The sequence below is a fragment of the Paenibacillus sp. FSL M7-0802 genome, assembly GCF_038004945.1.
GTDB lineage: Bacteria > Bacillota > Bacilli > Paenibacillales > Paenibacillaceae > Paenibacillus > Paenibacillus polymyxa_B.
The window spans coordinates 3,179,076-3,192,333 of record NZ_JBBOSD010000001.1 but is presented as its reverse complement, the minus strand read 5'-3'; the positions used below and the strand labels follow the sequence as shown (position 1 = coordinate 3,192,333).

Annotated in this window: 15 protein-coding genes; 3 read left to right on the top strand and 12 right to left on the bottom strand. The window is 43.5% G+C overall.

The features are described from left to right. Positions 1 to 83: 83 nt before the first annotated feature. The 10 genes from MHB54_RS14830 to MHB54_RS14785 all read right to left on the bottom strand — a co-directional run bounded on the left by MHB54_RS14830 (position 84) and on the right by MHB54_RS14785 (position 9,605). Positions 84 to 1,811 (bottom strand): adenine deaminase C-terminal domain-containing protein, encoded by a 1,728-nt coding sequence (locus MHB54_RS14830; RefSeq protein WP_068939010.1) that lies wholly within the window; start codon positions 1,809 to 1,811, stop codon positions 84 to 86. 28 nt (positions 1,812 to 1,839) lie between these two features. Then, on the bottom strand, positions 1,840 to 2,898 hold the full coding sequence (locus tag MHB54_RS14825) for an ABC transporter ATP-binding protein (protein WP_028540765.1): 1,059 nt from the start codon (positions 2,896 to 2,898) through the stop codon (positions 1,840 to 1,842). A 16-nt stretch (positions 2,899 to 2,914) separates the two neighbouring features. Then, positions 2,915 to 3,703 carry an ABC transporter permease gene (locus MHB54_RS14820; protein ID WP_013312456.1) on the bottom strand — a complete coding sequence of 263 codons (789 nt, stop codon included), beginning with the start codon at positions 3,701 to 3,703 and terminating at the stop codon, positions 2,915 to 2,917. Positions 3,704 to 3,709: 6 nt separating this feature from the next. Continuing rightward, positions 3,710 to 4,531 carry an ABC transporter permease gene (locus MHB54_RS14815; RefSeq protein ID WP_013312457.1) on the bottom strand — a complete coding sequence of 274 codons (822 nt, stop codon included), beginning with the start codon at positions 4,529 to 4,531 and terminating at the stop codon, positions 3,710 to 3,712. A gap of 27 nt (positions 4,532 to 4,558) precedes the next feature. Continuing rightward, a complete protein-coding gene (locus MHB54_RS14810) occupies positions 4,559 to 5,488 on the bottom strand; it encodes a nucleoside hydrolase (protein WP_068939012.1) in 930 nt (309 codons plus the stop codon). Continuing rightward, a complete protein-coding gene (locus MHB54_RS14805) occupies positions 5,488 to 6,561 on the bottom strand; it encodes an ABC transporter substrate-binding protein (RefSeq protein WP_104497685.1) in 1,074 nt (357 codons plus the stop codon). The genes MHB54_RS14810 and MHB54_RS14805 overlap by 1 nt, the downstream gene beginning before the upstream one ends. A 175-nt stretch (positions 6,562 to 6,736) precedes the next feature. Continuing rightward, complete coding sequence (locus MHB54_RS14800) at positions 6,737 to 7,081, bottom strand: hypothetical protein (protein WP_023990832.1); 345 nt, start codon at positions 7,079 to 7,081, stop codon at positions 6,737 to 6,739. A 382-nt stretch (positions 7,082 to 7,463) separates the two neighbouring features. Continuing rightward, the gene (locus MHB54_RS14795; protein WP_028540768.1) at positions 7,464 to 7,775 is read right to left on the bottom strand and encodes a hypothetical protein; all 312 of its coding nucleotides are present in this window, start codon (positions 7,773 to 7,775) and stop codon (positions 7,464 to 7,466) included. Between the two features lie 32 nt (positions 7,776 to 7,807). Next, positions 7,808 to 8,104 (bottom strand): WXG100 family type VII secretion target, encoded by a 297-nt coding sequence (locus tag MHB54_RS14790; protein WP_028540769.1) that lies wholly within the window; start codon positions 8,102 to 8,104, stop codon positions 7,808 to 7,810. A 37-nt stretch (positions 8,105 to 8,141) separates the two neighbouring features. Then, the gene (locus tag MHB54_RS14785) at positions 8,142 to 9,605 is read right to left on the bottom strand and encodes a hypothetical protein (protein ID WP_053326328.1); all 1,464 of its coding nucleotides are present in this window, start codon (positions 9,603 to 9,605) and stop codon (positions 8,142 to 8,144) included. Positions 9,606 to 9,686: 81 nt separating this feature from the next. On the opposite strand from MHB54_RS14785, the gene MHB54_RS14780 reads away from it, so the two are divergent. The 3 genes from MHB54_RS14780 (at position 9,687) to MHB54_RS14770 (ending at position 11,634) form a co-directional block, all read left to right on the top strand. Continuing rightward, positions 9,687 to 10,043, top strand: coding sequence for a hypothetical protein (locus tag MHB54_RS14780; protein ID WP_053326329.1), 357 nt, complete (start codon positions 9,687 to 9,689; stop codon positions 10,041 to 10,043). A gap of 358 nt (positions 10,044 to 10,401) precedes the next feature. Next, positions 10,402 to 10,758, top strand: coding sequence for a hypothetical protein (locus tag MHB54_RS14775; protein ID WP_053326330.1), 357 nt, complete (start codon positions 10,402 to 10,404; stop codon positions 10,756 to 10,758). Between the two features lie 531 nt (positions 10,759 to 11,289). Beyond that, positions 11,290 to 11,634, top strand: coding sequence for a hypothetical protein (locus MHB54_RS14770; protein ID WP_053326331.1), 345 nt, complete (start codon positions 11,290 to 11,292; stop codon positions 11,632 to 11,634). A gap of 54 nt (positions 11,635 to 11,688) precedes the next feature. Here the strand turns inward: MHB54_RS14770 and MHB54_RS14765 are convergent, their stop codons facing one another. Together MHB54_RS14765 and MHB54_RS14760 are read right to left on the bottom strand one after the other, a co-directional pair. Further along, positions 11,689 to 11,832 (bottom strand): hypothetical protein, encoded by a 144-nt coding sequence (locus MHB54_RS14765; protein ID WP_167348641.1) that lies wholly within the window; start codon positions 11,830 to 11,832, stop codon positions 11,689 to 11,691. 27 nt (positions 11,833 to 11,859) lie between these two features. After that, positions 11,860 to 13,254, bottom strand: a complete 1,395-nt coding sequence (locus MHB54_RS14760; RefSeq protein ID WP_023990840.1) for a hypothetical protein — start codon at positions 13,252 to 13,254, stop codon at positions 11,860 to 11,862. Positions 13,255 to 13,258 lie beyond the last annotated feature (4 nt).

The following is a 13,258-nucleotide window of genomic DNA, read 5'->3' as shown; positions in this document are numbered from 1 at the left end:
ACAAAGTCCAAAGTCCATAACCTACTACCTCATACCTAGCCACGACAAAAAAGAGCCGGCCCGTAAGAGGGTCGGCTCTTTTATTATTCTTGCATCTCTGAAGGTTCCACGATTAAGGATACAACCTTGCCAGCATTTACATCAATCAGACCATGATCGGTAATTTTCAGGGCCGGGCTGACCGGCAAAGAATGCGTACTCAGCGACATGATTGGATTGTAATGGCGGTAGCCCAGCGACAACAAGGCTGAACGCAGCTCCTTCACATGCGCTGCAACCATTTCCAGCGGTCCTTCTGTTAAAATCCCGCCTACGGTTAACGGCAAATGGGACAGCACCTTGCCATTTTCAACTACGCAAAAGCCACCTTGGCTGGATAAAACCGTATTCGCAGCCAATATCATATCTTGCTTGTTATGCCCTACGACCAGCAAGTTATGGTTATCGTGCGAATAGGTGGTTGCCACTGCCCCACGTTTAATCGTATCTCCCCCGATCAAACCATAAGCACGGTTGCCATTCTTTCCATATCGCTCAAACGTAGCGATGAGTCCATGTTCACCATGTTCCCATACCAGTTCACCCTGCTCCACATTTGCAGGGGCAATCCGTTCGCTCGTAAAAGTTGAGCCATCCTTGACCATCATAACACGGCATTGATGTGTGCCATCAGCTACATCCATCTTTACCGTAAAATCCTGCTCCGTGAGCGGATTGAGCTTCACACTTTGATAAAAATGGGCGGGGAAGCGGCTTTTTATCGGTGCTTGATGGTATTCCTCGAACTTATCGAATACCTTGAGTCCGTCCTTATAGACTTGCTCCACATCAAATTGACCAAGATCGGACAGCAGTACAAAGTCAGCTATTTTTCCCGGTGCAATTGTTCCGCGGTCATGCATACGCATCCGTGCAGCAGGAGTAAACGTAGCTGCATAAATGGCATCCTCAGGCTTCATGCCCATTCCGATAGCTTTACTTACGATATGGTTCAGATGCCCTCGTTCTACGAAAGAGTCTGGCATCACATCATCCGTTACGAAGCAAAAATGTTGTGCCACATCTTCCTGAATAAGATAGTCCATCACTTCAGGGGTCATCGATTTTTCTTGAATTTCAATAAACATCCCGGCGGCCATCCGCGCCTTCATACCTTCAATACTTTGGTGAGTATGGTCCGAGCCTATCCCCGCATAGATCAACTGATGCAGGTCCAGATCAAGCAGCTGCGGCGTATGGCCTTCAATGATCAGCTCCGGGTAATGCTCACGAACATGGCGTAAGATGCGATTCGTCTTGCTTTCCGGATCACGAATGACATCCACATAGTTCATAATTTCACCCAGGCAGATCATTTCGCCGGTTTGCAGTAAGGCATCTATCTCGGGAATACCGATCTCGCCTCCTGAGGTTTCGAGCGGCGTTGCCGGGACAGAGCTTGGAATACCGTAGAACATATCAGCCACGCAATCTTTGCTGGCTTCCATCATTTCCTGAATGCCTTCCAATCCGAAAACATTCGCCATTTCGTGCGGTTCCGGTACAATCGTCGTTACCCCATTGCGAATCAGCCCATAGGAAAAGGTTGCCGGTGTCACCATTGTGCTTTCGATATGCAGATGGATGTCGATCAGGCCGGGAATCATATATTTCCCATGTCCCTCTACAATCTCAGCCACTTCAAAAGACTCCAGACCACGCTGACCGATATACATAAACTTACCGTCAAGTATAGCTACATTACCTTCTTCGAACGTCTTGTAGTAACTGTTATACACCTTAACTTGTAAAATCATTTTGTCTGCACGCATGATGTATCTCCTTCATCGAACCCGCTGATTATTGGACCAGCACCATTTTATCTGCCGGAAAATGCAGGGTAACCCGCTGACCACTCAGGTAAGGCGTATCCATTTCCTGATTAGCCGTAAAGTTGCCTTTCGCCGTTTCTACCACATACTGATAGCTACGCCCCAGGTAAGTACTTACCTTAATAATACCGGGAAGCTCATTTTCCCCTGTCTCGTTGCCTTCTGTTCGAATGACCAAATCATCCGGGCGAATAGCGCCCTGACGAGCACCCGGCTGGGCAGTACCCTGATTACGCGCTACACCGAACGAAAGATCGCCTGTATTTAGTCGAATACGATCCCCTTCTTCAGTACGCTCGTCAAAACTCAGAAAATTATTAAACCCAATAAAACGGGCGACAAATTCGGTCGTCGGATATTTAAAAATGGTCGATGGAGCATCTAATTGTTCGATGTTCCCCTTATTCATAATCGCAACCTGGTCAGAAATCGAAAAACATTCCTCCTGATCATGCGATACATATACGGTAGTGATGCCCAGTTCCTGTTGAATACGGCGGATTTCCACACGCATATTTACACGCAGGTTAGCATCCAAATTACTCAGAGGTTCATCAAACAACAACAGGTCGGGTTCAATCACAAGCGCTCGCGCAATCGCAACACGTTGACGCTGTCCGCCTGACAATTCACCGGGGAAACGTTTTTCAAATCCCCCCAGGCTAACCGTATCCAGCATGGTCATAACGCGGCGCTTTACATCATCTTCCTTTACCTTGCGTAACCGCAGACCAAAGGCAACATTATCAAAAACGGACAAATGCGGGAAGAGTGCATAACTTTGGAATACAAAGCCGAAGTTCCGTTTATTTACCGGAATCCGAGTATAATCCTTATCGCCAAACAAAAATGTTCCTTGTTTAGCTTCGAGAAATCCTGCAATGAGACGAAGTGTGGTCGTTTTGCCACAACCACTCGGTCCGAGCAGCGAGAGCAATTGCCCCCGTTCGAGCTGCAAATCGAAATCCTGCAAGATCAGTTGGTTGTCATAAGCGACCGATACGCGATCCAGAGTAAGCAGTGCCATAAGGTTGAAGCCTCCATTACCTTTTAGTGAAGTAAGACAATCCCATCAGTCGTTCAATCAAGAACATCAGGATACCGGTCAAAATCATCAGCATAACCGAAATCGCCGCAATCGTCGGGTCAAAATAATTTTCGACGTAAGTCAGCATTTGAATGGGCAGGGTGCTGAAGCCCGGTCCTGTCATAAAGACGGAAATGTCGACATTGTTGAATGATTCCAGAAAGGCAATCAGGATAGCCGCAATAATACCTGAGCGGATGTTGGGCAGAACCACCTTGAAAAAGGTTTCCAGCCGTCCAGCCCCTAAACTAAGCGCTGCTTCCTCAATCGCAAAATCAAAGTTAGACAAACTGGATGCAATGACTCTAATAATGAACGGCAGCATAATCACCGTATGTCCGATCAATAGTCCAGCATATACTGGTAAATGGTAAACAATGATCAGATAGCGCAGCAGTGTAAAACCAAGAACAATACCCGGTATAAGCAACGGGGAAAGGAACAAAGCATTCAGCGCATCCTTCCCGCGAAACGAAAAACGACTAAGTGCATAGGCGGCAGGCATACCGATCAGCAGTGCCAAGATGTTGCCTAGCAGAGAAACGACAATGGACGTTTTGAACGTGGACATAAACAAATCCACTTCAAAAATATTTTCATACCAGCGCAAAGAAAAGCCCTGCGGAGGAAATTTTAACACCGTGCCCGGCTCGAAAGAAGTGACCGATATGATCAACAGCGGACCGAGCAGAAAGATGAAGACCAGCAGGCTAAAGAAGCCTAGTCCGTAATGTTTCTCCCGCATATCCACCTACCCCTTCGGATTGAGTTTATGGGCCGCCTTATTTAAGAGACCGACCACGATAAATGTAATAACAATCATAATTGTTGCAATAACAGAAGCTAAAAACCAGTCGTTTAGCGTCATCGCGTTCTGATACAAAAATGTAGCGATAACCCGCTGTTTTCCTCCAAGTAGTGCTGGTGTCGTATATGCAGTCAGACTGCCTACGAAAACGAGAATGCTTCCAATGATCAGGCCCGGCACAGACAGCGGAAATACGATTTTACGAAATGCGCTGAATCTAGAAGCCCCGAGGCTCTGAGCAGCATGAACAAGATCACCGTCGATATTTTCGAGTACACCAATCAGTGAAATAATCATCAGTGGTAAAAACAAATGAACCAGACCAATAATCATCGCTGCCGGGGTGTATAAAATATTCAGCGGTTCATCCACGAGTCCTAAACCGATGAGCACGTTATTTAACAGCCCCTTGCGTCCCAGAATGACCATCCAGCTGAATGACCGCACCACCGGACTCGTCAACAAGGGAAAGATAGCCAGCGCTAGCAAAATCCCTTTACGACGCGGGGCCTTTTGCGAAATATAATAAGCCGTCGGGAAGCCGAGTAATACGCACACAAGTGTCGTTACGACACTGACTTCCAGCGTAGTCAGCAATATTTTCAAAAAATAAGGGTCCTTGAAGAAATGGAGATAGCCTTCTAGGGTGAATGAGCTGTTCTGTACGAAGGTCGAACCGATCGTCAACACAATCGGAATGACCATGAACACCGCCAGAAAGAGCAGACCTGGCAGCAGCAGCCAATACAAGTATGTTTTCTTCATGGGTAGCTCCTTGCGGTTATCAAAATGTTATTCCTTATTCAGCACCTGGATAAACAGCTCCAGAAAAGCTTCGCTGTCCACCTGTTCGCACACATTCATATTAGGGCTATGATTGAGGCGGTTCTGTACATCGCCCACTGTTTGTCCATCACATATGCGACTCGAGGTTTCCACGTCGACATACAACAGCGAGGTATTTACTAACCTCGAATTCAACGCGACGCCCACGGCAAGCGGGTCATGAAGCGCACACGCTTTTACCCCGTTGCGTTCTTCATAACGCTTGGTATAAACGGCCGTGCTTTCAGCTACATAATTACGAATTGCTGGGCGGGTCAGACGAGCAATATGATCCGCAGTCAGCAGAGCCTTCCGTGTTACATCCAGTCCCACCTGTATCAATCGACCAAATCCTGCATGAAATACGATTCGTGCGGCTTCAGGGTCAGCATACATGTTGTACTCCGCTACAGGTGTAATATTGCCGCATCCGTGAATAACACCGCCCATAAAAATGACCTCATTGACGTGATCCGTCAGCTCGGGACACTTGAGCAGCGCCAGTGCCAGATTGGTGAGTGGGCCGGTGCAAATGAGCGTCACTTCCCCCGGGTGAGCCATCACGGTATCAATGATGATATCCGGTGCAAAACCTTCGGACGCAGACATGGCTGGTACTACTCCACTCAATGCACCTCCAATGCCGTCTTCTCCATGGACACGGTGCTCGTGCAGACCTTTACGTATTAAGGGAGCCTCTGCCCCCCGATAAACCGGAATATCCGGTCTATCCAAAAGGTCGAGGATTTTGCATGTGTTCAATGTTGCTTGTTTAAGTGAAACATTACCGCATACTGTAGTAATCGCTTGGATATCCAGCTGACCACTTTTGGCCGCTAGTAAAATACCCAACGCATCATCAATGCCCGTATCTACATCTAATATGACCTTTTTCATTATTGTGCAACTTCCCGGTTCCAGCGATCTGTCCATGCCTTGATATGATCGTTAACGAACTTCATATCCAGCTTGGTCAGCTTGTTCACTACATCCGCACCGTACGTAATTCCCTCTGTATCCGCACCGGATAGTACCACCTGCGTATTCACCGGGGAATCAACCTTTGCCTTGGCAGATTTTTCTTGAACTTCCTTGCTCAGCTGCCAGTTGATAAATTCCTCAGCCAGCTCCTTCTGGTCGGAGCCTTTCACTACATTAATCGTGTTCATTACTGCGTAAGCACCTTCACTAGGAGCTACAAATTTCGCTCCTGGCACAGCCGCCTGCAAATCTTTGAAGTACATTTCCATGATCGGACCGCCCGCAATTTCTTGTTGACTAAACATGTTCACGAACTCGGACGTTTTGCTATAAAACTTAACGATATTCGGACTCAGCTCTTTCAGTTTTCCGAAGGCTTGGTCTTCATTAAACTCCTTACTACCCGCTACTTTGGAGGCTGCATCTACCATCATTGGTCCGGCAGTCGCCGTAATGTTCGGCAGAGTCACGTTTCCTTTGAACTCATTGCCCCACAGGTCAGCCCAAGAGGTCACATTCTTTTTCACCAGCTCCGGATTATAGGCAATACCGAGACGCCCGACCGTATAAGCAGGACCATACTCCTCACCCAGCGGCGCTTTGGCAATATCATAAATTTGGTTCAGGTTCGGCACCTTGCTGCGATCCAGCTTCTCAAACAATCCCTGTTGGATTCCCTGTTGAGCATAATAATCAGACAGATAAATCAGATCGACGTCTGTGCTTCCTTGACTGATTTTGTTCAACCGTTCTGCGTTATTTCCAATTTCGACTACGATGTCAACGTTATGTTCCTTTTCAAAAGGCTCGTACACTTCTTTGTTAAAAAAGTCCTCGGAAAAGCCCCATGTTGAAATAACTAGTTTCTTTTTCCCATCAGCTGAGCCATCTTTTCCATCTGTCTGACCGCCAGTAGCATTGCTGCCGCAACCTGCCAGTACCACAGATGCCAAGGTCACAGCCATAAATCCTTTAAACCATTTTTTCATATGAAACTCCCCCTGTTTTTTTATTCTGCACACCTTATGACACAAAAAAGAAAAGTACTCTTGTAAAACAAGAATACTTTTCTTCGTAAACAAAGAATAAGTTGATCCCGCTGCGCGTTATAACAGGTTCTCCCCTCAGATAGATCCGAAGCGAAAAGCCGAATATCCAATTTTATTAGGATTCTTTCAGTATGATGTTCGTAATTGCCCACTGCGTTGCTGCATCATAATCGCGCAGTAAAGCCTCTATATCGAGCTCCATATCCTCAATCAGCTTCTCGCGAAGTCTCTTCTTGTACAGCATGGACATTCGGAAATCCACTTCCAGCTTCAAGCCGGGGGCTTCCACTTCCAATGCCGCCGAGCGTGGAGAACGCCGGTGCTTCGCCACAAAGGTAACAATGTTGTTCTCAACGGTGGCCCGCAGCAGCGTGGTCCCGAAGCCGAACAGTTCCTTTGAAACTTCATTGTAAATCTGGCACATCCGCTTCTTGCTTTCGTTACTGTCGAGCAGCGTCATGAACCCACCCTCATCAGCATATTACGTACAATCAATCTTTCAACACGATAGATTATACATAAATATACGATAAATAGCAAACAAAAATCCCTAATTCAATAACATATGATGCGAAAAAGCGAACAATATGTCGAACTTTGTAGCTTTTCAACATTTTTACACTTTTTCGTCTAACCCTTAAGTTTCCGAACACTGCTATATTCCCCGCAGGAAAATTAAAGTAGACTACAAAGTCGTTATCGTTACCACTCTGGGAGAATATTTTTTTCTTCTACTATATATGTAGTTTTATTTAAACGCATTTAACCATACCCCGCGGGAGTCCCCTAGCGATTGTACGGTTTTTTTATGTTATATAGCTGACTGGCCAGATGGGAACCCTTCAAGAAAAAGCCGATTGAATCCACGAGGACACGACAAGAGTAGCTGGCCACAGCAGCATAAAGTTAGCTATGATATACGCCTTCTTAAAAGCATAACGATGATAAAAATACCAACAGCTCCATGAGATAAATACTCCTATCGGGTAGCTCATTATGACATAGGCAAAAATATAACTGATGAGATAATCTCCAGCTGTTGGTGCATCGAAAGAAAATGCGACCACCATCAGCATGACCGGATAGGCAAATAACGTTAAGCCATAAACGATATTCAATATAAGTAAAATGACAAATGCGTTTTGATCTTTCATGATGTTCTCCTAACTATTGCAGTCCGCCTGTATCACCATTGTGCAGCCCGTTTGCGTCTCTCCTCACGTCGATCAGCTTCTTCCATTTTCCGAATATAACGTTTCAACTGCTCTTTATGATCGTCCAATTCCTGTATTCGTACAGTTGTGCCTTGGAGAAACGTCTCCATTTTACGTGTTAATTCAGCAGCCGATTCGCCCCTCCAGTCTTGCAGACGACCATATATATTTCTCATCTGCTGCTCCTGATGCTGAAGTCTTTGCTTTAGCTGTTCGCATTGCTGTACAGCCCTTCGCAGATCCCCCAGACTCAAAGATATTCTGCCCATCTCTTTTGCCCCCTGTTGTGTTCTTACAGCTGATCTTTTACTGATCCACCATCGTGAATTCCTGACCCTTGCGATCTATATATTCTGCTATCTCCGTAATTGATTCTTGATACCAGCGATTAATCCGATCTAGCGTTGCCGTTGCACTATGCGCAATTGGGGTCAAAGACTGACTTTCACTTGTCCCGATATGAGCCTGAAATAACTGGATGGATGCTCGGGTATCGCTAGAGAACCCATGCAGGCTGGAACGCATCTGGTTAGCCGCATGCTTTAGCTCCTCAGGTGTTAATTGAATTGTGCCCCCATTTTTGTTGCCCACAAAATATGCCCCACCATGGGTGCGACCATTTTGCTGTCCTTCTCCCATCAGATTCACTCCCAGTGTAGTAGCAGCAAACTGCCCGAAAGCACCCATTTGTCCACCGTAGCGTTCAACCAGGTCGCCCATGACTTCCTTGAGTTCTGCTCGCGCGGCCAGCATTTGCTCGTACGCCTGCACCCGTGGATTGCCTTCCACCAATTGACCGTCCATGGTGTACAGTGGATTGCTGATATTGCCATTTTCATCAAACGTAAAGTTTCCCATGCTATGAGTGTTCTCTCCACCTAATACAGAATTATAGAATTTGGTGAATGCATCTTGCTGCATCATAGGCAGCGTAACCGGGACAAAAACAATTGGGGACCATTGAGGACCAAAAATAAGATCTCTTAATTCATTATTTTTTTTAAGTGGAACTGAAACAGGAATAGTAAACTTGGCCGCATTGGCAGTCTTATAATCACTCCCAATATGATACGTTTCCCCCACATGTTGATTAGCTTTAGTAGCTCCCCCACCAACGCTATCTCCGGGATGGGCAAAAGCCACATTAGTCTTCTTGAATTCTCCTGCTTTCACCCTCTTTTGAAGATCTTCAGGCAATAAATGTACAATACCCGGAGCAGCAAAACTCACGGATGATAAACCATTTTTCACTGCAATATATTCTGCTTCTGCACCGCCTAAAGAATGGCCTGTCGTAGAAATTTCGGAAGCGGGGTACTTCTTCTTCACTTCGTCATACAGTGTTTGGGCTTTTGTAAACTGATTATCTTGATACTGGGCTTCATAATGTTGAAATGAGCTTTGTACCTGTGGGGGGAGCTTTTTTATCTCTTCTTGATTATTGGCATAATAATCGTGAACTTGATTTAAAGTTTTTGCTCGTCCGCCCACAACATCGCTAATGTCCGTTCCTATGTCCATCGCTCTACTCCATATTGGTCTTCCCCCTGGTTCAGTTCCCCTATATCCTATAATCACCTGATTGCTATTCTCATTGTGAAAAACGGTCGCATCAAATCCAGAACCGTTCGTGTCATGTAATAGTTTCTCGTCTAAATCAACAACCTTCCAACCGGGAATATCTTCATTTTTATAAGTCTTTGGATCAATATCCAATAGGTAAGCCTCATCTGCTATCTTCCAGTATGTTTTTTCGCTAATATACTGCAACTATTACCCCACCTTGTCTAATCACCTAATATATTATAAAGTTAGAAAAAGTTGATACTTTCAAAAAAGGAGCATCAAAAATTGAAAAAGAAAAAAATTTGGGTTACTGCTCTTATCTTATTCTTCATCCTAGTAGGAGCTCTCTATTACATGCAGTACGCATCAAATGTAAAAAAAGAAGAAGCCGTTAGAGCAGGTATACCTATTGGAAAAGAGTACATCCAAAAATACTATAGGGCTGATTTCATATTTAAGAGTTATGACTATATAGGGAGCTATGTTAATAATACGGTTCATCTAATCGGCTATATAAAAGGGCATGAAGGTCAATCGATATCTATTGCTTACGATTTTGAAAAAAAAGAAGTGCTTAGTGTAACCGGACCGGATTGGTTCATTGACAGTCGATACCCTAAAAAGAATGTTCCACCATTTTAAAAATCAAGATTTGTATGCAAAAAAAAAAGCATATATGATTCATTCCAGTTCAAGAATATATTTTTCCAATCTAAGGAAGTGAAATCATTATAATACTTCCTGTTTACTTGCGGTATAGTTGAAGGTGAAAATAAGTATAAAGTCGTTGGTTACTGCATTTCTGGTCGTGGTTCATACCTAATAACGATTAGGACTTTGTAACTGGATGTTAGAAGAAATTTGCGTATATGAACATAATTTTTAGAGGTTGTATTGAGCTAATCCTTATATTGGCTATAATGATCTATTCTATTATTAACAAACAAAGCAATAATGTTCCTGGGTATATAAAAGGGGATAATAAGGAGAAGAATACAACTTGAAGAAGAAAAAGGTTTGGGGAAGCATCCTTATATTACTTTCCATCCTTGTCGGAATCTTTTGTTACATGCAATATACAGCAAATACAGAAAAAGAAGCATACGTTCAATCTGGCATACCCATCGGAAAAGAATACATTAAGAAGTATTATAATGCCGATTTTATTTACCAAAATAACGAGTTTATTGGCAGTTACGTTAACTCTACCGTTTATCTCCGTGGCTATATAAAAGGGCATGAGGGTCAGATAATCTCACTAAATTACGACTATAAGAAAAAAAAGGTACTCTACGTAACTGGACCGGATTGGTTCATCGATAGTCAGGATCCCAAGAAGGACGTATCTGTTCCATAAAATAAGATTCGCTTTATTCAGTAAATAAGTTCACTCTTCCATTCTCAGGAAGCAATATCATTATAATGTATTATATTTATTTCGAGTATCAATCGGAACAGAAATGAGGACAAAGTCGGAGAGGATTGTATTTTGGTGATAGTTCTTACCTAATAACGTTTAGGACTTTATAGCTGTATGTTAGGAGAAGATTACGTAAATGAACATACCTTTTAAGTTGTGTCTAATATTTCTATGACGCCGCTTATTCTGACAGGATTCGGTTTCTCAGTACCTCAAGAAAAAGAGTTATAGATGTCGCAACTCCCATCGGCATCAACCTTATCCACTACAAACTACGCTATATTAGAGGTCACGGGAACAGCAAAATTACCATTCACTACACTTATTAAACTAATGAAGTGATCAAGGTTTCTGGACCGGGTTGGTTTGTTATTGGTTTATTAATAGTAGGGTTATAGATGAGGATGCTCCTTATTCCTAAGAAAGCGTGTAGCATATTCACTCCAATTCTAAGGAGATTAATTCAACTTGAAAAAGAAACAATTATGGCTTTTTGTCTTTATATTACTTGTCATTCTGGTAGGAGTCTTCTATTACATGCAGTACGCATCGAATGCCAAAAAAGAAGAAATCGTTCGAACAGGCATGCCTATTGGAAAAGAGTACATCAAGAAATACTATAGGGCAGATTTCATATTTAAGAGTTATGACTATATAGGTAGCTATGTTAATAACACGGTTCATCTAATCGGTTATATAAAAGGGCATGAAGATCAATCGATATCCATCGCTTACGATTTTGGAAAAAAAGAAGTTCTAGATGTATTAGGACCGGATTGGTTCATTGACAGTAGGAATCCTAAAAAGAATTAGAATATTGAACCATGATTGCAGAAAAGGCTCCTTAGGAGCCTCTTCCAGTCGTCGTTAGTCCCCACCTTTGGTGCTATGCTTAGTTACATGAATAAAAGGATATTCTCCTTTGCTAATTTTACGTTTCCATTCTTGAATCATATCTTCTTGGGTAGGCGGTTTCTCATTCACGATTGCTCCTGTAGTTACTTTAGCCATATTCTTTACCCTCTCACGATGGATTAGTTATTGCGTCTTTATCTTTTCTCCAGTCATTTTGATGTTACCATCCATTTCTACCAAACTCGTTTTACATTTTAAACCGATAGCATCCTTCGCGGTGACCTGAATTGTGTTCCCCGCATTGAATACCAAATTTCCATCAGCCTTAACACGGATGTCCTTTTTACTCCGCAATTCGATGCCGTGGTCATCCAACAGTCGAATCACCACTTCATCGTCGTTCCCCGTGATTAAAATTTCATTTTTCTCAAAAATAATAGCTTTGCGGTACTTGGTCATAAAGATCTTCGTGGACGGGTCCTGAATAAAGTCGCCCCCTTTGGATCTCTTGCGGATCGAGTGAGTTACAATGGCGTCCTTTTCTTTAGCGGTCGGAAAGTAAATGTCTACAAAATCAAATAGCTCCGGCATGCAGTACCATCCTGTATTCCCTTCCGATGTATAAAATGTAGCCGTTGGGAAAGCGTAGGTTTCCTTGACATTCGGCTTGACCTTATCCATTTCATAAAAGAAAACCTTCACATGATCCTGCTCGATTCCAATAACCTTCGATTTTAACGAGATACCACGAATGCTTTCATTTACAATCAAATCCTGTTTCATTCCATCCGCTGTAGTCAGCACATATTCATGCCACAAAGCACTATGTCGTATAAACGCAACAGACTGCAGGACGTATAAAGCTTTCCCTTTAAATTTAACCTCCGCCCCAATTTGCAGCAGGACATCTCTAGCCCCTGTCGTTTGCACTTTATAATATAAAAGATTGTCATCCTTGCTGGCTCCTGGTTTGGTTTTTCTGGTCATCGAGTAGTTATATTGCTTTAGCTCCCCTTGATTGACACCATCCGGTAATCCAAAATAAAACTGAGGTTTTTCTCCAATCGGATCAGGTATTAGTCCCCAACCAAGCCGAGACGCTATACGTTTTAGAAACGACCAGTCCGTTTCGTCGAATTGCATCGTAAATTCCTGTAAAAGCTGATCTTTTAAGCGGCTCGTACAATTGGCTTTGGGATAGGATTTGAGTACATGTTCAAGTAATGCCTGCACCTTCATCTTCACATTTTGAAAGGATTGTCTATGAAGCACTTCATCCAGCTGGCTTGTATAGGAGAGGGCCTCGACAACCAAATAGGCTACATTGGACACCAACTTGATTCTGAACTGCGTGACTAATCCCCTAAATAATACACTCTGCTTTTGATCATCATTCACATAAGAAACGACTAACTTCGCCCCTGCCTCCATATGATCTGTGTACTCTTCCATTTGGGCACCCGTTAACACACCTGTCAAAAAGACTTTCACATGCTCATTCATTTTCTGTACAACTTTAACTTTCGGATTTTTAAGAGATAAAACCGTTCCGTTATACTTTATGATTGGATATCCCATGTCT